Source organism: Streptomyces sp. NPDC047028, from assembly GCF_040644095.1.
Taxonomy (GTDB): Bacteria; Actinomycetota; Actinomycetes; order Streptomycetales; family Streptomycetaceae; genus Streptomyces.
This window is the reverse complement of sequence record NZ_JBEYVS010000019.1, coordinates 35871-58319: the sequence shown is the minus strand read 5'-3', so window position 1 is coordinate 58319 and position 22449 is coordinate 35871. Positions and strand designations below refer to the sequence as shown.

Here is a 22449-nt window from a genome sequence, read left to right as displayed (position 1 = left end):
GCTACTTCACGTCCACGTAGTCGCCCGTGGCGTTGACCGCCGGGGTCGTGGTCGTGCCGGCGAAGCTGTAGCGCCAGTAGCCGTCGTAGTGGGCGGTCGTCGTGGTCTTCGCGACGCCGTACGCGTCGGTGTAGACCGTCTTGACGGTGGTGTACGTGCTCGTGCCCGCCTTGCGGAACTGGAGCTTGACCGGCTGCTTGGTGTAGCCGTGGTAGTGGTTGTCCTCCCAGTTGGCGCGGGAGAGCTTGCCGGTGACGGTGAGGGTCTTGCCCTTCACCACCGGCTCGGGCGAGGCGTTGACGGTCAGCTGCGAGAAGCGCTGGACCAGAGTGGTGCCGAGCCCGTACTGCATCGTGGCGCTGTTGTCCTGGCTGTACTTGAGGGCCATGACGCCGGCGTGCCAGGTGCCTGCGTCGGAGTTCGTCAGATCGGCCTGGTCGGCGCTCGGGTGGATGTCGATCGGGCCCTTGCAGCTGGCGGTCGTCGCCGACGTGGCGGTGCACTTGGCCGCGTCGTAGCCGAACAGCAGGTTGCTGGGGGCGGTGGACGAACCCTTGTAGATGAAGGGGCCGTTGGCGAAGTCGGTGGAGGCGATGTTGATGTCCGCGCCGTGGGTCAGGGTGTAGCTGACCGTGGTGGTGACCTGGTGGGTCGTTCCGACCTTGACCGCCTTGGCGATCTTGAGGTTGGAGAACGAGACGTGCAGGGGTCCCACCGGCGCGGTGGCGGTGACGGCCGTGAAGGCGGTCTTGCCGGACGCGCTGTGGGAGAGGGCCTTCGCGGCCGCGGCACGGTACGCCGAATCGGCGCCGGTGGCGTGCGCGGCGGGCACGACGAAGGCGGAGAGGGCCAGGGCGCCGGAGACGGCGGCCACAGTGGCACGAATGCGCATGAAAATTCCCCTGTGTGGAGAAAGGTGGACACGGGGTCCAAGTGATCGGGGAGCCAGACGGCTCGAATGATCAGAATCGGTCAGCTGTTGTGAGGTTGTACAGGTGTTCCTGTGAATATTGCCTGCACTTGACGTACGGGAGCTGTTGGTCAGGAGCCGTACCGCGGGCCGTCAGTCGAACCAGCGGTCGCGGGCCAGTTCCTGGGTCCTGGACGGGTCCTCCAGGAGCGCGGCGACCTCGAAACGGCGGGGCCACTGGCCGGCCGCCCAGGCGAGGCCGGCGGCGACGCCTTCCAGGGTGGCCGCGTGCAGCACCCCGTCGTCGGTGAGCCGCCAGTCGATCTCGACACCGTCTACGACGAGTTCCTCGTGTTCGACGTACGTCCGCGGGGTACGCGCGCCGAGCAGCACCCGCACCGGTTCCGGTACGTCGTGCTCGGCGCCCTCGGAGTGCACCTCGCCGGTGACGGACTCGCTCAGCCGCCGTACCTGGAACAGCTCGGCCAGTTCGGCGGCCCGGGACGGGCGGACCGGCAGCAGCGGGACGCCGGAGGTGAAGGGCAGCAGGTCGGGCGAGTCGACGACGACGGCGTCGGCCGCGTCCACGACCGCCACCCGTCCGTCGACGACGGCCCGCAGCTCCTCCGGCAGGGTCACCTGCTCGGGGTCCAGGTCCGCCAGGGCGCCGTAGAGACCGTGCAGTTGGGCGGGGCCGACCGTCCGCTCCGGGTCGGCGAGCCGGTCGAGCAGTTCGGCGGCGCCGCCCGGCTCGTCCAGCAGCGCGGCCACGGAGGTCCGTACGCCGAGCGCCCGCAGGACCTGCTCGTCCTCGAACCCGGTGGCGTCGGCCTCGTCGTACAGGCCGTGCAGCAGCGGGTCGCTGCCCGCCGCGAGGAGTCCGGCGGGCCGGCGGCCGTCGAGCACCGGGTGCCCGCGCAGCCACCAGGCGGTGTACGGCCGTACGGTGTCGTGCGTGCCGTCGTGCAGCAGGACGCGCACCGGCTGGGTGAGCGCGTCGCGCAGCGGCGGCCGGGCGAGCAGGGCGAGGGCCTCGGGCCAGTGGTCGTCGTCGACGAGGTCCAAGTCCCGCACCGCGACCAGTTCGGTCGCCACCGGGGGCACCGGGCTGTCCGGGAAACGGTCGAGGATGTCCTCGCTCCACACGTCCACGGCGTCCAGCAGCCCGGCGTCGTCGGGTTCGGCGAAGTCCCCGTCGCGGGGCTCCAGTTCGTCGGGGTCGAGCACGACGTCCGTGGCGCGGACCAGTGCGAAGTCCGCGAGGACCCCGCACGCGGTCAGCGGCTGCTCGCCCCACTTCTGAGCCAACTCGCCGTCTACCGCCGCCAGTTCGCCGTCCCGGATGACGCGGGCGAAGGCGCTGCCGGGGAACATCAGCTCCCCGGCGGGCGCGAGTTCGCCGTCATCGTCGGGCAGCGCGAGCGCGCCGAGCCACGGCTCGTCACCGGGCTCCAGGCCGGCGTCCCGCACCAACGCGAGGACGGTGTCGGCCAGTTCCTCGGCGTCCGGCGCGTCCTCGTCCCACAGCGCGCCGCCCTCGTCGTCCAGCGAAGCCGCCACGGCCGCCCGCACCTGCGGGGTGGTGAGCACCGCGCGCGGGGAGGCGGGCAGCGCGCCCAGCTTCTCCAGCAGCGGGTGCGCGGCGTCCTCGTGGGCAACCTTCAAACCCAGCCGGGCCAGCGCCTCGGGGTCGGTGCGGGCCGCGTCCGGCGCGGGCAGCAGCACCTGCCGTGGCCCGATCGTGGTCCGCCCGTCGGCGAGCGGCACGGGCAGCCCGGAGAGCCGGTCGGGGTCGACGCCGGCGAGGCTGTCGTAGAGCCGCCACCACCAGTCGGGGTCCTTCTCCAGCCCCGCGAGCCGGTCGACAGCGTCGGCGAGGGGCAGCCGGGCGACCCCGAGGGTGCGCAGTTCGGCCCGCCGCTCCAGCCCGGCGGGCAGCAGCGTGGGCAGCACCTCGGCGAGCACCCGTACGGTCTGTGCCCCAGCCCCCTCCACGATCTCGGCGTCACGCGGCCGCAGGGCTTCCGGCAGACCGCTGTCCTGCTCGTCCTGTTCCCCGTGCTCCTCCTGCTCCCCCGGCGGGACGGCCGGCGGCAGGAACGCGGTGCGGGGCAGCCGCTCCAGGATGGCCTGCCGCAGTGCCCCGTCCAGCTCGCCCTTCCCGAGCGGCCCGGGCACGAGCCCTACGGCGCCCTCGGTGACGGGCCGCCACGCGGCGAGGAGTTCGGCGTAGGAGTCGGCCGCGCGCTGCACCAGGAAGTCGGTCAGCGGGCCGGGCGCCGCGTGCCGCCGGGTGGTGTCCAGCGGGAACGAGGCGATGAGCAGTCCGGGCACGCCGAGCGGTTCGTCGCTGGGGGTGGGCGCGTGCACGACGGGCGCGGTGCGGGGCCGCACCGGGGCTCCCGTCTCGTCCGCCGGTACGGCCCAGGTCACCGACCAGTGCGGCCGCAGCCGTTCCTCGACGGGCCGGTCGGCGAGCAGGTCGGGGGTGAGCGGCCCGTGCGCCAGGGCCGTACGCCACCGGGTGGTGCCGTCCCGGGAGTCCTCCACGACGGTGAAGGCGCCCTCGGTGCGCCGCCGCAGGGTCCGGGGCGCCGCGTCGCCGATCTCGACGACGACGTCCTCCAGGCCGGGCAGGGCCAGCAGCAGGGCGTCGTCGACGCCGTCCAGCAGCCGCTCGGCGAGGTCGGCGGCGGCCGCGTCCCGCAGCGGAAGGATGACGACGGTGTCGTACGGCTCCGGGGCGGAGCCCTCGGCGGCGAACGGCAGCCTCAGCAGCGGCACGTGCCCGTCGCGGCGGCGGATCTCGTCGCCGAGGCCGGGGCTGTGCCGGGCGGTCTCGGCGGCCAGCGCCCGCGCCTCCCCGAGCGACCAGCGCACCCCGCCGTGCCGCCCGACCACGGCGGGTTCGTCGGTGACGGCGAGGACGGCGGCGAACCCGACCCCGAACCGGCCCACGGCACCCTGGGTGCCCTGCGCGTCCCGCTTCGCGGAGGCCCGCAGCGTGGACAGCGACTCGACACCGGCCGCGTCCAGGGCGGCGCCGGTGTTGGCGGCGACCAGCACGCCGTCGCGCAGGGTGAGGCGGAGCCGGCCCGGCACGTGCGCGCGGGCGGCCGCGTCGGCGGCGTTCTGCGCCAGCTCGACGACGAGGCGGTCCCGGTAGCCGCCGAGGACCAGGTCCTCCTCGGCGTTGGCGTCCTCCCGGAACCGGGCCGGGCTGGTCGCCCAGGCGTCGAGAACCCCGCGACGCAGCCGAGCCGTACCGAAGGGGTCGGCGCCCTCGGCCGCGGGCCGCACGAACTTGCTCACGTTCATTCTCCTCATCCCTGGTGGGACGAAGGTACCGCTCCGCCGCTCCGCTTCGACGGCGGGAGGCACCGCGGGAGGCGCATGCCGCGTCGCTCAGTCCTGCGGGCAGGTCCGGCGGTAGGGGATGTCCGGCACCTCCTTCGCCCAGTCGTCGCGGCCGAAGCCGCCGCCGGCGACCCGGCAGGCCATCGCCACCGGGTCGTCGGCGATCTCCGGCATGTCACCCAGGTCCCACACCGCTGCGAACCCGTCGCTCGCGGTGACCATGTACCGGCCGTGCGGTCCGCTCATGACCACGTCGTCGACCGTGTCCCCGAAGATGGGGAACGACTTCGCCAGGTAGGGCCGTTCGGGATCGCCGACGCCCCACAGCCGTACGGCCCCGTCCTCGGTGGCGCCGGCGAGCAGTGAACCGTCGGGTGTGAAGGCCAGCTCGTTGAACTTCGGGTGGTCGGGGCCGGGCACCTCCGCCTCGCCCGCGGCGCGCGGCCGTCGCGCGTCCCGGACGTTCCACAGCTGCACGCCCGACCAGGTGTCCCCTACCCCGACCATGGCGGGGGCGGCTGCCACCAGGTCTCCATGCGCGGAGGGCACGGCGACGGCCGAGTACGAGATCGGGCTCTGCGGAGGGAGTTCCCTCAGCTCGCCCGACGAGTAGTCCCAGAGGGTGGGTGGGCCGGGTATGAGGATGTGCTGTCCGTCCCGGGTGAAGGAGATGCCCTCGTCCGTGCTGGGCGTCTCGGTGCTTCCCGTGTCGGCCTTCTCGCGGGGGCGGGCGGGATCGGCGACGTCCCACACGCGGACCCGCCGCAGCACCCCGACGGCCAGCAACGGCCTGTGGGGAGCGAAGGCGAGAGAGGTGCTGAACGCGTTCACCCGGGTGCCCAGCGTGCCGACGATGCGGGGACGGCTGGGGTGGGTGGTGTCCCAGAGCGTGATCTGGTCGTCGTCGGTGGCAGCGGCGAGCAAGGTGCCGTCCGCGTTGAAGGCGATGTCGATGACAAGGCTGTCCGAGGCGTCCTCTTCCTGACGGGCGTCGGTGGTGAGCGTGGCGAGCTTTCGGGGCGCGCCGGGCTCGGACAGGTCCCACAGGCGGACCGGGCCTCTTGCCCCCACCGCGAGCAGCGTGCCGTTCGGCGCCAGTGCCAGCGTGCCTGCCGACGGTATGCCTTTCAGGATGCTCGGCTGGCGCACGACGTCCATGTCCCACCGGATGACTTCGTTGCCGATGCTGCTCGCCGACACCAGCGAGGCGCCGTCGGGGGCGAACGCCAGCGCGTCCACCCCCCAGGCGTGCCCCGTCAGCGTCTTGGTGGACGACAGGGCCTTCGGTTGGCCGACGTCCCAGAGAACGACGCGGCCGTCGGCGCCCCCGCTGGCCAAGGTCCGGCCGTCGGGGGCGAAGACGAGCGCGTCGATGCGGTCCGTGTGCTCGGAGGAGTGCTGCCCGAGCACCTTGGGGTGGCGCGGTGAGGAGACGTCGACCAGCTTGACCGTCCGGTCGTTGTGCGAGTCGCCGGTGGCGACCAGGTGACCGTCCGGGCTGAACGCCACCACCCCCCTGGTGTCCTCCACGAGCCCCTCCGGCCGTGGCCGGGCCGCATCGGAGACGTCCCACACGCGCAGGCTCGACCCGGCCGTGACGAGCCGTTTGCCGTCCCGGCCGAACCGCACGGCATCGGTGTCCAGCAGGTCCGTGCCACTGTCCGTGTTCCGTACGACGCTCAGCTGCCGGGGGTGGCGCGGGTCCGCGAGGTCCCAGAGGACCAGGGCGCCGGGCCCACCGGAGCCCGACCAGCCGACGGCGGCGAGCAGGCGCCCGTCCCGGCTCAAGGACACCGCTGTCGGGCCGCCGGCCAGCCCCTTCACCCGCAGTGTGGCCAGGAGCGGGGGCGCCGCACCCCGGTGCATGTCGGCCACGTCCCACACCTTCAACTCGGTGGCACCGCATGGGGACGCGAGCATCCGGTCGTGCGGTCCACCGAAGGCCGCTGCCGCGAACAGGGTGTAACGGGGCCGGCACGCGAGCCTCGTCAGAGGGGTGTGCGCGAGGGAGGAGCGGCCGGTACCCCACAGGGTCAGGGCCGTCGCCGGGCTGCCCTCTTCCACGGCCAGCATCCGTCCGTCCCCGGTGAACACCGGGGAGTCCAGGAAGGTCTGCGCACGCGTCAGCTTCGACGCCCCCCGGAACGGACTGTCGGCCAGCGTGGTGAACAGCGCCCGGCTCGTCTCGGCGCTGGGGTCGAGGGCCTGTGCCGCGAGGCCCAGCCGCAGCGACGTACGCGGATCGTCGGCCTTGAGATTGCCGGCCTCGGCCACCAGGGCCCGGGCGACGGCCGCGCGCTGCTGCGCCTTGGCCTCGCGCTGCTCCCGTACGGCGAGGACGGCCGCCACCAGCGCGACACACAGGGTCACGGCGATGCCGGTGAGGAAGCGGCGCAGCACCTGGACCCGGCGCCGCTCGCGCCGCGACTCCTGCTCGGCCACCTTCTGCGCGGCCTCGATGAACTCAGCTGCCACCGAGGGTAGTTGATGGCTGTGCGCGAGGTCCGCGGCCGCTTGCAGGCGGCTGCCGCGGTAGAGGTACGTCGCGTCGCGGCCCGCCGCGTGCCACTCGGCCGCGTCCGCGCCGAGCCGCTGGCGCAGCATCAGCGTGGCGGTGTTCTCCTCGGTCCACTGCCTCAGCCGGGGCCAGGCCCGCAGCAGCGACTCATGGGCGATCTGCATGGTGTCCTGGTCCACGGTCAGCAGCCGCTTGGCCAGCAGCCGGTCGCGGATGTCCGCGGCGCCCGGCGGGAGTTCGGCGAGCGGCACCTGGTGGCGGACCACGGGTGCCCCGCCGTCCGGCGGCAGGAACACCAGGCGCAGCAGCAACTCGCGCATCGTCTCCTGCCCCTGGCCGTCGAGGGAGCCGTAGAGCTCCTCGGTGGTGACGGCCACGGACTGCCAGATACCGCCGGTGGCCTGGTAGCCGGCGAGGGTGAGCCGGGCTCCGCTGCGCAGGCGCCAGGTCTCGCGCAGGGCGTGCGCGAGGAACGGCAGTGTGCCGACGTCGTCGGGTGAGCGGCCTTCCTTGAGGTCCTGGAGCAGCCGGCTGGTCAGTCCGGGTTCGACGGTGAGGCCGGCGGCGGCGGCCGGGCCTTCGACGGCGGCGCGCAACTCCTCCTCGCGCAGCGGTGGAACGGTGAGCTGGGCGTGGGCGAGGGCCTGTTCCAGGCCGGGGTGGTCGAGGCAACTGCCGTAGTGGTCGGCGCGCAGGCCGAGCACGATCCGGGGCCGCCGGCCGGGCGCGGCGCCATCGGTCAGGAGGGTGATGAAGGCGTCTCGTTCGCGGGTGTCCCGGCACCGGGTGAACACCTCCTCGAACTGGTCGATGACGAGCAGCCGGCAGGGGCGGTGCCCGTGCCGTGGTGCGGGGAACTCGCCGTTGTCCAGGGCGGCTCGGACCTTGTGCGGTTTCCGCCCGGTGGTGCGTGCCCACGCCTCGGCCAGGGTGCGCATCGGCCGGCTGCCCGGGGCGGGCACGAGCAGCGCGGGGCCCGTCCCGGAGCGGGCCAGCAGACCGGCGCGCAGCAGGGAGGACTTGCCGGCTCCGGAGGCGCCGACGAGCATGACGGGCCCGTCGTACCCGGCGTGCCGCCCGGAATCGCTCTCTTCGTCCAGCATGGCGGCCAGGCGGTCGGCGAGCCGGTCGCGGCCGAAGAAGTAGCCGCTGTCCTGGGTGTGGAACGGCTCCATCCCCGGATACGGACAGGTCACGTCCGCGGGCGGTTCGGCGTCCTCGGGCCGGGGTGGATCGGCCTGGTAGGCGCGGTTGCGGGCGACGACGAGCGAGCCCAGCGTGCCGTCGCTGCGGCGGGCGGGGCTGACCCGGGGGTCGTCGGCGAACGCGCGGTCCAGGGCGGCGTGCAGCCGGTCGGCGGTCAGCAGGGGCGGTCCGGCCGGGTCGCCCTCGTCGAGCAGGCGCAGCAGGCGCCCGGTGAACAGGGTGTGGCGTTCCCCTTCGGGGGCGAAGGAGAGCGCGTAGTGCGAGGCGGAGGTGAGCAGGAAGCTGCCCTGCGGGCGGGCCGTGGCGAAGGGGCCACGGGTGCCGCCGCCGGCGGGTGGGGTGTCGGCGCGTCCGGAGAAGCAGCAGTCGAGGACGACGAGGCTGCCCTGCGGTGCCTCGCTCAGCAGGTCTCGGAGGGTGCGGTAGGAGACGGTCTGCGCGATGTGCCGGGTGGACCGGGTGGCGTGGGTGGCGAGATACAGCTCGTCTCCCGGACCGAGCAGGCCGTGCCCGACGCAGCAGAACAGCACGGGGCCGTCGGCCGCCCCGGCGGTGGCCTCCTCGACGGCGGCGACGACCTCGGCCGGGCCGGCGTCCGCGTGCAGGCGGGTTACCTGGCCGGGGCGCATGCCACAGACGGTGATCAGCGTGCGCCGCAGGTCGTCGAGTGTCGTGTCGACCGCGGGCAGGTCCTGGAGTTCCGAACCCGGGGCGTGGCCGCCGGTGCCGAAGAGGACGGCGCGGGCGCCGCCCGCCGCGAGGCCGTCCGCCGTCACTCCCCGGACTCCGGTGCGCCCGGGGTGTCACCGCCCGCGGGCCGGCCGGCCAGTCGTTCCGCCAGCTCGGCGGCCTCCTGCGGGCTCATCGTCCGGGCCTGCCGGGACGAGATGACGATCCTGGTGCCGTCGGGCCGGGTCACCCGGACGGTGCAGTCACCGCGCCGGGACTGCACCCAGGCCACCAGCGCACCGGCGAACACCGCCGCGACACCGCCCGGCTCCAGGACGGCCACCAGCGCGTCGACCGCCCCGCCCATGGCGTCGGCGGGCACCGCGTCCCGCGTCTCCCGCTCGACCCTGCCCCTGAGTCCGGGCACGTCCGTCAGCCAGTTCCGCAGCGCGGCACTCCCGGATTCCGATCCGGCGTCGTCGTGCACCGTCAGGACCACTCGCACACCGCACCCCCGTCGACGTCTGCGCCGTCCGTCCGGCACGATGCCCGGGCTGACGGCCTGTCAATCGCCTCCCGGGCATCATTGCGCACCGCGCCCCACACGGGCACCGTGACGTGGAAATCCGTGCCGCCGGGACGCGACCGCGGGCCTGACCCGCTACAGGTGCGCCCCGTCGCTACGAGTGGCCCAGTTCCGCCGTCGCCTCGTCGCCCGCCTCCGGGACCGAACCCGAGTCGCGGGCGGGGCGGAGGGGGAAGGGGTCGACGCGGGTCTCGTCGATGACGGGCGGGGCCGGCTGGGGCGGCTTCGGCATGACCGCGGCCTCGGAGTGGCCGCCGCAGCCGTAGGCGAGGGAGACCACGCGGCCGTCGGCCGGGGAGAACTCGTTGGCGCAGACGCCGAAGGCCTGGCCGAGGGAGCCGCCGATCGGGCTGAGGAAGCCGCAGCTCACGCAGGACGCGGGGGCCGCCTGGGCCATGGGGGTCTTCGCACCGTACGACTCCTCCCAGCGGTCGGCCGCGGTGTGCAGGCCGTAGCGGGACAGGACGCGGGCGCGGCGCATGCCGAGTTCCTCGGCCACCGACGCGATCGAGCCGCGGCTGGGCACGGTGGGCTGGGCCGCGGGGGTGCCGGGGGTGACGTCGGCGTCCTCGGCCTCCGCCAGGTCCGCCATCTCGTGCGAGACCGGGAAGGCGGCCGAGTTCGGCGGCGGGACCTCCTCCACGGTGTAGCCGGGCTCCAGGCGGAGGTCTTCCTGGTCGGTGGGGAGCAGGTCGCCGGGGCCCATGTCGCCGGGACGCAGCCGCTCGCTCCAGGGCACCCACTCGGGGGCGAGGAGGGCGTCGGAACCGGGGAGCAGGACGACCTCGTCGAGGGTGACCACCTTGGCGCGGGAGGCGCGGGCCACGGTCGCCGCCCAGCGCCAGCCCCGGTAGCCCATCTCCTTGCACTCGAAGAAGTGCGTGACAACACGGTCACCCTCCGAGACGAGGCCGGCGTGCTCGCCGACCACGCCGGGCGCGGCGGCCTCCTCGGCGGCGGCGCGGGCGAGGTCGATGGCCTCGGCGCACAGACGGTCGGGGGTGCGGCTTCGCGTTGTCGCTGCGCTCACAGGTATCGCTTCTCTCCTACGCCGTCTCAATGAGGCCAGCTGCCTCCGGCGGTGGAGCGGACGGAGCGGACCTGTGGGCCGCATCGACGTCCGCGTCCGATCGCGCTCGGGCGCACCTCTGCCATCCATTCTGCGTTATGGCTGAGATACGCACGCTACCCGGTCGGCGGCGGTTGGCCTACACCGGCGAGTCAGTACGCCGCGTCGGGATGCATTTTCCCACCAGCCCACCCGACTCGCCCGGCTACGAAGTGAGGCCCGCGAGAGCGGTGTTGCCTCCGGCACGGATCACGGCGCGGTCCGGGCGCGAACCCGGGCGAACCGGGCCGGGCTGGACTGGGCTGGGCGGGGGGGGCGGTGCGGGTGGGTTCGGGATGGTGCGGGCGCGTCGTGGCTTGGCGCGCCCACGTGACGGAGCCGCATGTCGATACAGCCCCGCGCCCATACGGGGCGCTGCCCCGGCGGCGTGGAGTTCGGGGGCGGGCGCGTCGTGGCTTGTCGCGCCCACGCGGCGCAGCCGCATGTCGATACAGCCCCGCGCCGCTGAGGGGGCGCTGGGCCGGGGCGCGGATTTCTCGTGCGGGAGGTGGCGAGCCGACTCGCCTCCGTGCAAACCGCACTATGGGGGGGCCTCTCGGGGCACTATGAACGTCGTGGCTGCCGGGGACAGGGGGAGTGTGCGGGGTGGTGGCGGTTCGGGCCGGGTCGGCGGTGCCGTCCGCGCGGTCGGGCGTGCCCTGCACCTTCCGGTCAGCGGAACCGTCCGCGGCATCCGCAAGGCCACGCACGCGCACGGCGCCGGCGAGTCGGGGCTCGCCAAGCTGATCGAGTTGCACGCCGTGAACGGCGCCGGCGACGTCATGGTCACCGTGGCCCTCGCCTCCACCGTGTTCTTCTCAGTGCCCACCGACGAGGCCCGCGGCCGGGTCGCGCTCTACCTCGCCATCACCATGGCCCCCTTCACGATCCTCGCCCCCGTCATCGGCCCCCTGCTGGACCGGCTGCCGCACGGCCGCCGTGCCGCCATGGCCGCCGCGATGCTGGCCCGCGCCCTGCTCGCGCTGATCATCTCGGGGGCCGTAGCTAGCGGCGGCCTGGAGCTGTACCCGGCCGCGCTCGGCGTGCTGGTGGCCTCCAAGGCGTACGGCGTCGTACGCAGCGCCGTCGTGCCCCGCCTCCTGCCGCCCGCCATCAGCCTGGTGAAGGCCAACTCCCGGGTCACCCTCGCCGGCCTCCTGGCCACCGGCGTCGCCGCCCCGATCGGCGCCGGACTGCACGCCATCGGCGATCCCTGGCCTCTCTACGGCGCCTTCGTGATCTTCGTGGCGGGAACGTTCCTGTCCTTCACCCTGCCCCCCAAGGTGGACTCCGCCAAGGGCGAGGAGGGGGCGCTGCTGGCGCGGGACGAGGAGCACCTCCACCGACCGCGCCGGATCCAGCAGGCCCAGGCCAAGGCCGACGCGAAGGGAAAACCGCAGGGCAAGCGGCCCGGGCTGCGCACCGTCGGCCCCGCCGTCACGCACGCCCTCGGCGCCAACGCCGCCCTGCGCTGCCTCTCCGGATTCCTGATCTTCTTCCTCGCCTTCCTCCTGCGCGAGCACCCGCTGACCGGGGCCGGCGCGGCCGTCTCGCTCGGGATAGTGGGCGTCGCCGCGGGCGCCGGCAACGCGCTCGGCACCGCCGTGGGCGCCTGGCTGAGATCCCGCGCCCCGGAGATCATCATCGTCACCGTGGTCGCCGTGGCCCTCGGTACGGCGATCGTCGCCGCCCTGTTCTTCGGCGCTTTCCTCGTCGCCTGCCTCGCCGCCGTCGCCGGGTTCGCGCAGGCGCTGGCGAAGCTGTCGCTGGACGCCCTGATCCAGCGGGACGTGCCCGAACAGGTGCGCACCTCGGCGTTCGCCCGCTCCGAGACGATGCTGCAGGTCGCGTGGGTGCTCGGCGGCGCCGTCGGCATCGTCATGCCGCTCAACGGCACGCTCGGCCTGGCGATGGCCGCCGCGATCGTCGGCGCCGGCTGGCTGAGCACGCTGCGCGGCCTGCTCGACTCCGCCCGACACGGCGGCAAGGCACGGGCGCGGGTGGCGTAATGATCGAGTGGCGTAACGAACCGGGCACGCCGTACCCCACGTGGCCGGACGGCTCGGGGTGCCAGATAGCCTTCGGCCATGACCACGCTGCAATCCGCACCGCGACGCCGCCGCGCCGTCGCTGCCGCCGGCGCCGTTACCGCCGGACTGCTCGTCCTGACTGCCTGCGACAAGCCGACGCCGATCGCGACGATCACGGTCGGCAAGGACTCGGTGCACTCCGAGGCCATGTGCTACAACGACGGCAAGGTGCTGGACACCAAGTCGCTCACGAAGTGCGCCAAGAAGACCGACGCGAAGTCGATCAAGGTGGACACGGACGAGACGGTCCGCTTCGGCGTGGACCCGAAGATCGCGGACAGCGGCTGGGCGATCCTGGTGAACGGTCAGCAGTTCACCGACTACAGCAAGAAGACCTACCGCACGATCCCGGGCAGCGCGTTCTTCAATTCCCAGTACGGCACCGGCGGCAGCACCAACGTCGTGTCCATCAAGATGGGCGAGAAGACCGCCAAGGGCGTGTGGTCCTTCAAGTTCAAGAAGGCTTCCTGATCAGCGGCGTTCCGGTACGAGTCCTGGTGGCCACCGCCGTTCCCGTCGAGCGGGACGCGGTGGCCGCGGGGTTCGCGGGGCCGGCCGAGGAGGTCGGCGTCCCCGGGGCGCGGCTGGACCGGCTGGTACCGGGCGGGGCTGGCCCCGCGGGCCTGGTCGTCGATCTGGTCGCCGCCGGTGTCGGGGCCGCGCTCGCCGGGGCCTCGGTGGGCGGCGCGCTGACCGCGGGGGCGCTGCGCGGGGAGCCGTACGACCTGGTCGTGTCGGCCGGGATCGGCGGGGGTTTCCTGCCCGCGGCCCCGCTCGGGACCCTGGTCGTCGCCGACGCCGTCACCGTGGCCGACCTGGGCGCGGAGACCGCGGACGGGTTCCTGCCCGTGACCGAGCTGGGCTTCGGCAGCGTCACCCACCGGCCCCCGGATTCACTCGTACGAGCCGTCTCGCGGGCCACCGGGGCGCAGGTCGGCACCGTCCTCACCGTCTCCACCGTGACCGGCACCGCCGCCCGCGCCGCCGCACTGCGCGACCGGCACCCGGGGGCCCTCGCCGAGGGCATGGAGGGCTTCGGCGTCGCCGAGGCGGCCGGCCTGCACCACGTGCCCGTGCTGGAGATCCGCGCGGTGTCGAACCCGGTGGGCCCGCGCGACCGGGACGCCTGGCGGATCGGCGACGCCCTCGCCGCACTCACCGCCGGCTTCGGGAAGCTGGCACCGGTACTGGAGAGTTGGGACACGGCATGACGACCCCTGAGCACAGCAGCGAGCAGCAGCGGTCCCTGCGGATCGCGTACTCCCCCTGCCCGAACGACACCTTCGTCTTCGACGCCCTCGCCCACGACCGGGTCCCCGGCGCGCCCGCGCTGGACGTGACCTTCGCCGACATCGACATCACCAACGGCATGGCCGAGCGCGGCGAGTTCGACGTGCTGAAGGTGTCGTACGCCGTGCTGCCGTACGTCCTCGGCACGTACACCCTGCTGCCGTGCGGCGGCGCGCTGGGGCGGGGCTGCGGGCCGCTGGTGCTGACCCGGGAGGCCGGCGTGGACCTCACGGGCCGTACGGTCGCCGTGCCCAGCGAGAAGTCGACCGCGTACCTGCTGTTCCGGCTGTGGGCGGCGGACACCCTGCCGGGCGGCGTGGGCGACATCGTCGTCATGCCGTTCCACGAGATCATGCCGGCCGTGCGGGACGGCAAGGTGGACGCGGGACTCGTCATCCACGAGGCCCGGTTCACGTACCAGAACTACGGCCTGCACAAGCTCGCCGACATGGGCGAGCACTGGGAGGACACCACCGGGCTGCCCATCCCGCTGGGCGCGATCATCGCCCAGCGGTCGCTGGGTGCGGAGACGCTGCGGCGGCTCGCGGACTCCGTCCGCACCTCCGTGCGCGCCGCCTGGGACGACCCCGAGGCCTCCCGGCCCTACGTCATGGAGCACGCCCAGGAGATGGACCCGGCCGTCGCCGACCAGCACATCGGGCTGTACGTCAACGAGTTCACCTCGGACCTCGGCGAGGACGGCTACGCGGCGATCCGCGGGCTGCTCACGCGCGCGGCGGCCGAGGGACTCGTACCGCCCCTCGGCCCCGACGCGCTCGCGTTCCCCTAGGTTCCGCCCCGCTCAGACGTCCAGCTGGTCGGCCACGGCGCGCAGCAGACCGGCGATCTTCTTCCCGGAGGTCTTCTCGGGGTAGCGGCCCTTCTCCAGCATCGGCGTGATGTTCTCGAGGAGGGTCGTCAGGTCCTGCACGATCGAGGCCAGCTCGTCCGGCTTCTTCCGCTGCGCCGCGGCGACCGACGGCGTGGGGTCGAGGATGGTCACCGACAGCGCCTGGTCGCCGCGCTGACCGGCGACCACACCGAACTCCACCCGCTGTCCCGGCTTGAGCGCTTCGACTCCGGCGGGGAGAACCGAGGAATGGACGAAGACGTCAGCGCCGTCGTCACGGGAGAGAAAGCCGAAGCCCTTCTCACTGTTGAACCACTTGACCTTGCCGGTGGGCACGTCTGTCCTCGTCCTCGTACTCGTCGGAAAACTGCTCGGAATTGCTGCTTGACGGGCTCTTGATAGCAGTGAAGCGGGTCGACCATGACCCGCCGCCCGCCGCTACCCAGGCTAATGGTCTTCGGGCGGGTGACAAGACGTCCCCCGGTTTGTTCCCTCGCGCTGGGAACTACCCTGGCCGGGTGAGTGACAAAACCCAGACGGATTCCGCCGGGCCCGGTGACGGGCTGATCCGCGCCGGTGCCCTCGTCTTCTTCGCCGGGGCCCTGGCCACCCTCGTCACGGTGTTCCCGCTGTTCCTCGGTGCGTCGCCGTTCCCGACGTACATGTACGGGCTGAGCATGCTCATGGCCGTCGGGTTCCTCGTCGCCGGCGCGGGTGTGCTGCGGTCGGTCGCGGCGGGGCGGCGTCAGGCGCGCGAGGCCGCCGGCTCCGCCTCCCGGTAGCCGGCCAGCCAGGACGGGAAGGCGCCGAGGTCGTCCAGGACGACGTCCGCGCCGGCCGCGCGCAGCTCCTCCGCGTCGCACGGGCCGGTGGCCACGGCCACCGACAGCGCCCCTGCCGCGCGGGCCCCGCGTACGTCGCCCACGTGGTCGCCGACGTACACGCTCGCGTCGTAGTCCCGCAGGGCCTCCGCCTTCCGCTCGGCCCACAGGCCGCCCACGACCGCGTCGGGCTCGATGCCGAGGTGGGCCAGGTGCAGCTTGGCGTTCGACTCGTACTTCGCCGTGACCACCAGCGCCCGCCCGCCGGCCGCCCGCACCGCCGCGATCGCCTCCCGGGCGCCGGCCATCGCGGGCGTCGGCTCGATGGCCATGGTCGGGTATATCTCCCGGTACAGGTCGCTCATCGCGGGGATCACCTCCTCCGGGAACCAGTTCGCCAGCTCCAGCGCGAGCGGCGGCCCGAGCCGGGTCACCGCCGCGTCGGCGTCGATGTACGTCCCCGTCCGCTCCGACATCGCCAGATAGCAGGCGCGGATACCGGGCCGGGAGTCGATGAGGGTCATGTCGAGGTCGAACCCGACGGTGAGCAGCGAGGTCATGGGGGTCATTGTGCCGGGTGCCCGAGCGGGCTCCGGCGCCCCTCCGACGCCGGTGGCTTGAATCCGTCACACGCCGGCTGCGCAGCGCTTCGACACCGGGCGGCTGCGACCCGCTGTGCGCCGACTCCGCCGCGCTTCGATGCAGGGTGGTTGGGATCCGTCGGGCGTCGGGCCGTCGCATTCGGCACCGAGAGGCTTGGATCCTCCAGGCGTCGTCCCCGGCGCGCTCCGACGCCGGGTGGCTTGGATCCGCGGCGCGTCAGTCCCGCCGCGCTTCGACGCCGGGTGGCTTGGATCTCCCGGGCGCCGGACTCGGCACGTTTTCGGCGCCGGTTGCTTGGATCTCCCGGGCGCCGGGCTCGTCACGTTTCGGCGCCGATTGCTTGGATGCGCCGTGGCACGCGTCAGGCCCGTCGTTGGGAGCGCCAGATCAGGTAGAGGGCCGAGGCGACGGCGGCGCCCCGGACGATCCAGGGCCAGGTGCCGGAGACCGCGTCGCTCATGTGGCCCTGGGCGATGGGGGTGCCCCAGCGGCCGTTGTCGCGGCCCCACAGCCACACCAGCCCGGCGGCGAGCGCGGCGCCGGGCAGGACGAGCACGGCCCACTTGGTCTCGGCGGGGCTCAGCCGCCGGGAGCCGTAGGCGATCAGCCAGCCGAGGAGCAGCGCGAACCAGTTCCCGAGCACGGCGCCCGCGACCAGCGCGGCCGCGGCGAGCAGCAGGAGGGGGTTGCTCCAGCCGGTCGCGGGGCGAGGCAGGAGCCGGCGACTGCGCTGCCGTGCGGGGGCTGGGCTGTCCGTGGCGTCCAGGGCGCCCGGTCCCGTTTCCTCCTGCGGCCCTGCCGCCCCCGCCTCGGGTTCCGTCTCCTTCGGGGGGCGCTTGAGCAGCTCGGGGATCTCCACTCCCCCGACGAACCCAGGTACGGCGTCCATCTCTCCGGGCCCGAACGGGCTGCCCTCCACCCGCCACCAGTCGAGCTGCGTGACGCTGTCCCCGAGTTCGTGCGCGGGCGCCAGGTGGGGCGGGGAGGCGGCGTCGGGAGGGACGGCGGAGGCCTTCGGTCCCTCGGGACGCGGACGCGGTACGACCCTGCGCAGCCCCTTGGGCCGCTCCTCGGGCTCCGGTTCCGTCCGGTCCCGGCGCCGGGGCTCCGGTTGTACGGGTACGGAGGCGGCCGGTGCCTGCGGGCCGGCCGGGGTCCCTCCGGCGGCCTCGACCACCTCGGCGGGGCTGCCCAGGCGGGCGATGATGCGGCGCACGGCGGCGGGGCTGTCCACGGGAGTCTTGGCGCGCCGGCGGTCGATCTCGTTGCGCAGTTCCGAGACGAGGCGCATCCGCGTGCCCGACGGCAACTGCCGCTGCTGGGCGATGTCGCCGACACGGCTCAGGTACTCGTAGACGACTTGGTCACTCTCGATCCCCACGAAGCCCCTCCGGGGGTGCGGCGTTGTCCCTGCACGAAGGTACCGCCAACGTGAGGGCTGTCGGACGGGCTGTCGAAGCTCCCCGCGCGCCCCAGCCGCGGGGAGGCGTGCCGCAAGGGCGGCAGGGGTGGGCGCGGCGGCACGGTGCCAGCGCCGGGGCACCCACCCACCCCCGGAGGGCCCCCGGCACCGCCCGCGGGACCGCAGTCTCGGCCAAACCGTCGTAGACACCCGGTACCGTGACTCGGATGAGTACCGAGGAGAAGCCGGCGGCAGCCCCCCGCTCGCTCGCGGAGTCACTCCGCGAGCGCGGAGACGCCTCCCTGGCCGCACTCCTGCGCAGCCGCCCCGACCTCATCACCCCCGTCCCCACCGACCTCACCCAGCTCGCCACCCGCGCCGGTACCCGCGCCTCGGTGCTGCGCGCGCTCGAACGGCTGGACCGCTTCGCCCTTCAGACCGCGGAGGCCCTGGCCGTGGCCCCGGACCCGGCGTCGTACCAGGCGCTGCTCGGTCTGATGGCGGGCGACGCCGGCGACGAGGCGACCACCGCCGCACTGCCGCACGCCGTCGCCACCCTGCGCGAACAGGCCCTGGTGTGGGGCGGGGACGACCGCCTGCACCTCGTCCGCACGGCCCGCGAACTCCTCGCCCCGTCCGCGCAGCATCCGTCCCCGACCGGCCTCGGCCCCACGGTCCAGGAGGCCACCTCGGGCATGTCGCCGGGCCGGATTCAGGACATCGTCACCACCGCCGGGCTGCCCACGACCCACGACTCGGTCTCCGCGGTCACCGCGCTGACCGCCCTCTTCACCCACCGCAAGAAGATGGCCGCCCTGCTCAAGGCCGCCCCCGAGGCGTCCGTCGAGGTGCTGGAACGGCTGGTGTGGGGGCCGCCGTACGGGCACGTCACCCCCGAACCGGCCGTCCACCTGCGCTGGCTGCTCGACCGCGGTCTGCTGCTGCCGACCGCGCCCGGCACCGTCGTGCTGCCCCGCGAGGTCGCCCTGCACCTGCGCGCGGGCCGCGCCCACCGTGAGACGGAGCCGCTGCCGCCGGCCGTGGAGGCCGCCGCCACGTACCGCCCGCAGATCGTGGACGCCACGGCCGCCGGGCAGGCGTACACCGCGCTGGCCACGGTCGAGGAACTGCTGAAGGACTGGGACGAGGGCGGTCCGGCCGTGCTGCGGGCCGGCGGGCTGAGCGTGCGGGACCTGAAGCGGACGGCGGTCGCCCTGGACGTACCCGAACCGGTCGCCGCCTTCTGGGTCGAACTGGCCTACGCCGCCGGTCTGCTCGCCTCCGACGGCGAGGCCGACGAGCGGTTCGCCGCCACCCCCGCCTACGACGAGTGGCTGGAAGAGCCCCCCGCTGGACGCTGGGCCCGGCTGGCGACGGCCTGGCTCACGGCGACCCGGACCGCGGGGCTGGTCGGCGGCCGGGACGCGAAGGACCGCGCGCTGTCCGCACTGGGCCCGGGCCTGGACCGCTCCGCCGCGCCCGAGGTACGGCACCGCGTGCTGGCCCTGCTCGCCGCGCTCCCCGAGGGCGCCGCCCCCGCGGCCGACACGGTGCTGGCCCGGCTGCGCTGGGAACGCCCGCTGCGCGGCCCCCGCACCGACGACGACCTGCGCTCCCGCCTCGCCCGCTGGACCCTCTCGGAAGCGGAACTCCTCGGCGTGACCGGCCGAGGCGCCCTGTCCGCCCAGGGCCGCGCCCTCCTGGGCACCCCGCCCCCGGGGGCAGCCCCCGGCACCCCCGGCACGGACGCGACCGACGCCCCCACCCCCACCGGAACGCATCCCGCCGGTCCCGGTGACAAGCTCCCCGTCCACCACCAGGCAACCGCACCCACAGCCACAGCCCGTGCCGCTGCCGCCCCCGCGAGCCTCGCCCCGCCCCCGGCCCCCCTCTCCCCGCCCGAGCAGGCCGTCGCCGGTGCCGCCGCGGCCCGGCTGCTCGCGCCCCTGTTGCCCGAGCCGCTGGACCACGTCCTGTTGCAGGCGGACCTGACCGCGGTGGCTCCCGGCCCACTGCGGCGGCCGCTCGCCGACATGCTGGGAGTGCTCGCGAACGTCGAGTCCAAGGGCGGCGCGACGGTGTACCGCTTCACCCCGGCCTCGGTCCGCCGCGCCCTGGACGCCGGACAGACCGCCGCCGACCTGCATGCCTTCCTCGCCGAGCATGCGCGGACGCCCGTCCCGCAGCCGCTGGCGTATCTGATCGACGACGTGGCCCGCAAGCACGGGCACCTGCGGGTGGGCACCGCCTCGGCGTACGTCCGCTGTGACGACGACGCCTTGCTGAACGAGATCCTCGCCGACAAACGGGCCGCCGGTCTGCGGCTGCGCCGGCTCGCCCCGACGGTGCTGGCCACCCAGTCCGACCCGGCCGCACTGCTGGAGGGGCTGCGCGCCATGGGGTTCGCGCCCGCCGCCGAGTCCGCCGAGGGCGACGTCGTGATCACCCGCGCCCATGCGCACCGCACCCCGCCGCGCACCGCACCCGAGCCGGTACCGGACGGCCCGCCGCCGCCCGACGCCACACTGCTCGCGGCGGCGATCCGCGCGATCCGGGCCGGCGACCTGGCCGCCACCGCCCCGCGCAAGCCGGCCGGGGCCGGTGCACCGCTCTCCGGCGGGGAACTGCCCCGCACCTCCTCCGCCGAGACGCTCGCCACCATGCAGGCCGCCGTCCTGACCGGGGAGGCCCTGTGGATCGGCTACGTCAACGCCGAGGGCACGGCCAGCCAGCGCGTCATCGCCCCGATCCGGGTCGAGGGCGGCTTCGTGACGGCGTACGACCACACGGCGGACGAGGTGCGGACGTACCCGCTGCACCGCGTCACGGGCGTCGCGGAGCTGGCGGAGGACTGAAGCCTGCCCGGCCTCCCCGGCCTCCCCGGCCCCCCCGGTCTCCTCATGACCGGGACCCGGACCTGCCCGATGACCGGACCCCGGGCCTGCCCGTGATCGCCGGGGTTTAGGGCACACTGGACGTTTGGCCGCTGTCTCAGGCCGTGCGGAAGGATTACGCAGGTGAATGGTCCGCTGATCGTCCAGTCCGACAAGACGCTGCTCCTGGAAGTCGACCACGAGCGGGCCGACGACTGCCGTCGGGCCATCGCGCCCTTCGCCGAACTGGAGCGGGCGCCCGAGCACATCCACACCTACCGGGTCACCCCGCTGGGCCTGTGGAACGCACGGGCCGCCGGGCACGACGCCGAACAGGTCGTCGACGCGCTGGTGGAGTACAGCCGTTACCCGGTGCCGCACGCTCTGCTCGTCGACATCGCCGAGACCATGGACCGCTACGGCAGGCTGACCCTGTCCAAGCACCCCGCGCACGGACTGGTGCTCACCACCACCGACCGGCCGGTGCTGGAGGAGGTGCTGAAGTCCAAGCGGATCGCCCCGCTGGTCGGCGCCCGGATCGACGCGGACACCGTCGCCGTGCACCCCTCCGAGCGCGGGCAGATCAAGCAGACCCTGCTGAAGCTGGGCTGGCCGGCCGAGGACCTCGCCGGGTACGTGGACGGCGAGGCGCACCCCATCGAGCTGGCCGAGGACGGCTGGGCGCTGCGGCCGTATCAGAAGCAGGCCGTGGAGAACTTCTGGCACGGCGGCAGCGGGGTCGTGGTGCTGCCCTGCGGCGCCGGGAAGACGCTGGTCGGCGCCGGGTCCATGGCGCAGGCCAAGTCGACCACGCTGATCCTCGTCACCAACACCGTCTCCGCCCGGCAGTGGAAGCACGAGCTGGTGAAGCGGACCTCGCTGACCGAGGACGAGATCGGCGAGTACAGCGGGACGCGCAAGGAGATCCGGCCGGTCACCATCGCCACCTACCAGGTGCTGACGACCCGGCGGAAGGGCGTCTACCCGCACCTGGAGCTCTTCGACTCCCGCGACTGGGGTCTGATCGTCTACGACGAGGTCCATCTGCTGCCCGCTCCCGTCTTCAAGTTCACCGCCGATCTGCAGGCCCGCCGCCGGCTCGGTCTCACCGCGACGCTGGTGCGGGAGGACGGCCGCGAGTCGGACGTGTTCTCCCTCATCGGCCCCAAGCGGTTCGACGCGCCGTGGAAGGAGATCGAGGCGCAGGGGTATATCGCGCCCGCCGACTGCGTCGAGGTCCGCGTCAACCTCACCGACTCCGAGCGGCTCGCCTACGCCACCGCCGAGACGGAGGAGAAGTACCGCTTCTGTGCGACGACCGCGACCAAGCGGAAGGTGACGGAGGCGCTGGTGCGGCGGTTCGCCGGTCAGCAGATCCTCGTCATCGGCCAGTACATCGACCAGCTGGACGAGCTGGGCGAGCATCTGAACGCGCCGGTGATCAAGGGCGAGACGTCCAACGCGCAGCGCGAGAAGCTGTTCGACGCGTTCCGTGAGGGCGAGATCAGTGTGCTCGTGGTGTCGAAGGTGGCGAACTTCTCCATCGACCTGCCGGAGGCCACGGTCGCCATCCAGGTGTCCGGCACGTTCGGTTCGCGTCAGGAGGAGGCACAGCGCCTCGGCCGCGTCCTGCGCCCAAAGGCCGACGGTCACCAGGCCCACTTCTACTCGGTGGTCGCCCGGGACACCATCGACCAGGACTTCGCCGCGCACCGCCAGCGGTTCCTGGCCGAACAGGGCTACGCGTACCGGATCATGGACGCCGACGAGATCCTCGGCGAGGGCTGAGCCCGCTCACTTACGGCGTATGCCCGCTTCCTCGCCGTACTCGCCGAGGATGACGACGCCGAAGGCGGCCTCCGCGAACACCTTGACGGCACGCAGTGCGTTGCCCAGCGGGTGGCTGTGGGGGCCGTCCACGGCCGTGGCACCGGTGGGGGGTCGGACAGGGGCTGGAGAGATGGTTGCTGCGCTCATGTCTCCATGGTCCGACTTGGGACACCGATCCGGAATCGGCCCACGGGTCCAATCACGGAGACCTACGAGTAGACCCCTGGGTGGACTCCGGCCCCTACTCCGGGGGGCCTCCACCCCCTAGGGGACGGCACCCGGGACGGCGGCAGGGCCGGCGACCGGTAAATCCATTGGTCCCCATCCTGCCCCACC

General features: G+C 73.8%; 16 protein-coding genes. 7 read left to right on the top strand and 9 right to left on the bottom strand.

The features are described 5' to 3' along the window. Position 1 precedes the first annotated feature (1 nt). The 5 genes from ABZ854_RS18595 to ABZ854_RS18575 form a co-directional block, all read right to left on the bottom strand. Positions 2 to 892, bottom strand: a complete 891-nt coding sequence (locus ABZ854_RS18595) for a hypothetical protein (RefSeq protein ID WP_361211664.1) — start codon at positions 890 to 892, stop codon at positions 2 to 4. A gap of 171 nt (positions 893 to 1063) precedes the next feature. Next, positions 1064 to 4222 (bottom strand): molecular chaperone Hsp90, encoded by a 3159-nt coding sequence (locus ABZ854_RS18590; RefSeq protein ID WP_361211661.1) that lies wholly within the window; start codon positions 4220 to 4222, stop codon positions 1064 to 1066. Positions 4223 to 4315: 93 nt separating this feature from the next. Then, on the bottom strand, positions 4316 to 8767 hold the full coding sequence (locus ABZ854_RS18585; protein WP_361211658.1) for a WD40 repeat domain-containing protein: 4452 nt from the start codon (positions 8765 to 8767) through the stop codon (positions 4316 to 4318). Further along, positions 8764 to 9165 (bottom strand): hypothetical protein, encoded by a 402-nt coding sequence (locus tag ABZ854_RS18580; protein ID WP_361211655.1) that lies wholly within the window; start codon positions 9163 to 9165, stop codon positions 8764 to 8766. The genes ABZ854_RS18585 and ABZ854_RS18580 overlap by 4 nt, the downstream gene beginning before the upstream one ends. Before the next feature lie 175 nt (positions 9166 to 9340). After that, the gene (locus ABZ854_RS18575) at positions 9341 to 10276 is read right to left on the bottom strand and encodes a DUF3027 domain-containing protein (RefSeq protein WP_361211652.1); all 936 of its coding nucleotides are present in this window, start codon (positions 10274 to 10276) and stop codon (positions 9341 to 9343) included. A gap of 644 nt (positions 10277 to 10920) precedes the next feature. Here ABZ854_RS18575 and ABZ854_RS18570 point away from each other — a divergent pair. From ABZ854_RS18570 to ABZ854_RS18555, 4 genes are all read left to right on the top strand, one after another. Then, positions 10921 to 12363: an MFS transporter gene (locus ABZ854_RS18570; RefSeq protein WP_361211649.1), complete on the top strand. Its 1443-nt coding sequence runs from the start codon at positions 10921 to 10923 to the stop codon at positions 12361 to 12363. 78 nt (positions 12364 to 12441) lie between these two features. After that, complete coding sequence (locus ABZ854_RS18565; protein ID WP_361211646.1) at positions 12442 to 12915, top strand: DUF2771 domain-containing protein; 474 nt, start codon at positions 12442 to 12444, stop codon at positions 12913 to 12915. Between the two features lie 26 nt (positions 12916 to 12941). Next, complete coding sequence (locus ABZ854_RS18560) at positions 12942 to 13655, top strand: futalosine hydrolase (RefSeq protein WP_361211643.1); 714 nt, start codon at positions 12942 to 12944, stop codon at positions 13653 to 13655. After that, on the top strand, positions 13652 to 14524 hold the full coding sequence (locus ABZ854_RS18555) for a 1,4-dihydroxy-6-naphthoate synthase (RefSeq protein ID WP_361211640.1): 873 nt from the start codon (positions 13652 to 13654) through the stop codon (positions 14522 to 14524). The genes ABZ854_RS18560 and ABZ854_RS18555 overlap by 4 nt, the downstream gene beginning before the upstream one ends. 12 nt (positions 14525 to 14536) lie before the next feature. On the opposite strand, the gene ABZ854_RS18550 is transcribed toward ABZ854_RS18555, so the two are convergent. Next, a complete protein-coding gene (locus ABZ854_RS18550; RefSeq protein ID WP_129308416.1) occupies positions 14537 to 14920 on the bottom strand; it encodes a cold-shock protein in 384 nt (127 codons plus the stop codon). Positions 14921 to 15102: 182 nt separating this feature from the next. Here ABZ854_RS18550 and ABZ854_RS18545 point away from each other — a divergent pair, with 182 nt between their 5' ends. Further along, on the top strand, positions 15103 to 15366 hold the full coding sequence (locus tag ABZ854_RS18545) for a hypothetical protein (protein ID WP_361211637.1): 264 nt from the start codon (positions 15103 to 15105) through the stop codon (positions 15364 to 15366). On the opposite strand, the gene ABZ854_RS18540 is transcribed toward ABZ854_RS18545, so the two are convergent. Together ABZ854_RS18540 and ABZ854_RS18535 are read right to left on the bottom strand one after the other, a co-directional pair. After that, positions 15330 to 15965 (bottom strand): haloacid dehalogenase-like hydrolase, encoded by a 636-nt coding sequence (locus ABZ854_RS18540; RefSeq protein WP_361211634.1) that lies wholly within the window; start codon positions 15963 to 15965, stop codon positions 15330 to 15332. The two genes, ABZ854_RS18545 and ABZ854_RS18540, sit on opposite strands and share 37 nt — an antisense overlap. A 404-nt stretch (positions 15966 to 16369) precedes the next feature. Then, the gene (locus ABZ854_RS18535; protein WP_361211631.1) at positions 16370 to 17389 is read right to left on the bottom strand and encodes a hypothetical protein; all 1020 of its coding nucleotides are present in this window, start codon (positions 17387 to 17389) and stop codon (positions 16370 to 16372) included. A gap of 248 nt (positions 17390 to 17637) precedes the next feature. Between ABZ854_RS18535 and ABZ854_RS18530 the strand changes: the two genes are divergently transcribed. Together ABZ854_RS18530 and ABZ854_RS18525 are read left to right on the top strand one after the other, a co-directional pair. Beyond that, positions 17638 to 20265, top strand: a complete 2628-nt coding sequence (locus ABZ854_RS18530; protein ID WP_361211628.1) for a helicase C-terminal domain-containing protein — start codon at positions 17638 to 17640, stop codon at positions 20263 to 20265. Positions 20266 to 20427: 162 nt separating this feature from the next. Then, positions 20428 to 22071: a DNA repair helicase XPB gene (locus ABZ854_RS18525; protein WP_361211625.1), complete on the top strand. Its 1644-nt coding sequence runs from the start codon at positions 20428 to 20430 to the stop codon at positions 22069 to 22071. Between the two features lie 6 nt (positions 22072 to 22077). Here ABZ854_RS18525 and ABZ854_RS18520 read toward each other — a convergent pair whose 3' ends face one another. After that, positions 22078 to 22260 (bottom strand): hypothetical protein, encoded by a 183-nt coding sequence (locus ABZ854_RS18520; RefSeq protein WP_361211622.1) that lies wholly within the window; start codon positions 22258 to 22260, stop codon positions 22078 to 22080. Positions 22261 to 22449: the final 189 nt, after the last annotated feature.

Excerpts from the sequence above, each read along its gene's own strand:
- ABZ854_RS18595 (WP_361211664.1), bottom strand. The coding sequence starts at position 892 with ATGCGCATTCGTGCCACTGTGGCCGCCGTCTCCGGCGCCCTGGCCCTC.
- ABZ854_RS18570 (WP_361211649.1), top strand. The coding sequence starts at position 10,921 with ATGAACGTCGTGGCTGCCGGGGACAGGGGGAGTGTGCGGGGTGGTGGC.
- ABZ854_RS18565 (WP_361211646.1), top strand. The coding sequence starts at position 12,442 with ATGACCACGCTGCAATCCGCACCGCGACGCCGCCGCGCCGTCGCTGCC.
- ABZ854_RS18555 (WP_361211640.1), top strand. The coding sequence starts at position 13,652 with ATGACGACCCCTGAGCACAGCAGCGAGCAGCAGCGGTCCCTGCGGATC.
- ABZ854_RS18540 (WP_361211634.1), bottom strand. The coding sequence starts at position 15,965 with ATGACCTCGCTGCTCACCGTCGGGTTCGACCTCGACATGACCCTCATC.
- ABZ854_RS18530 (WP_361211628.1), top strand. The coding sequence starts at position 17,638 with ATGAGTACCGAGGAGAAGCCGGCGGCAGCCCCCCGCTCGCTCGCGGAG.
- ABZ854_RS18520 (WP_361211622.1), bottom strand. The coding sequence starts at position 22,260 with ATGAGCGCAGCAACCATCTCTCCAGCCCCTGTCCGACCCCCCACCGGT.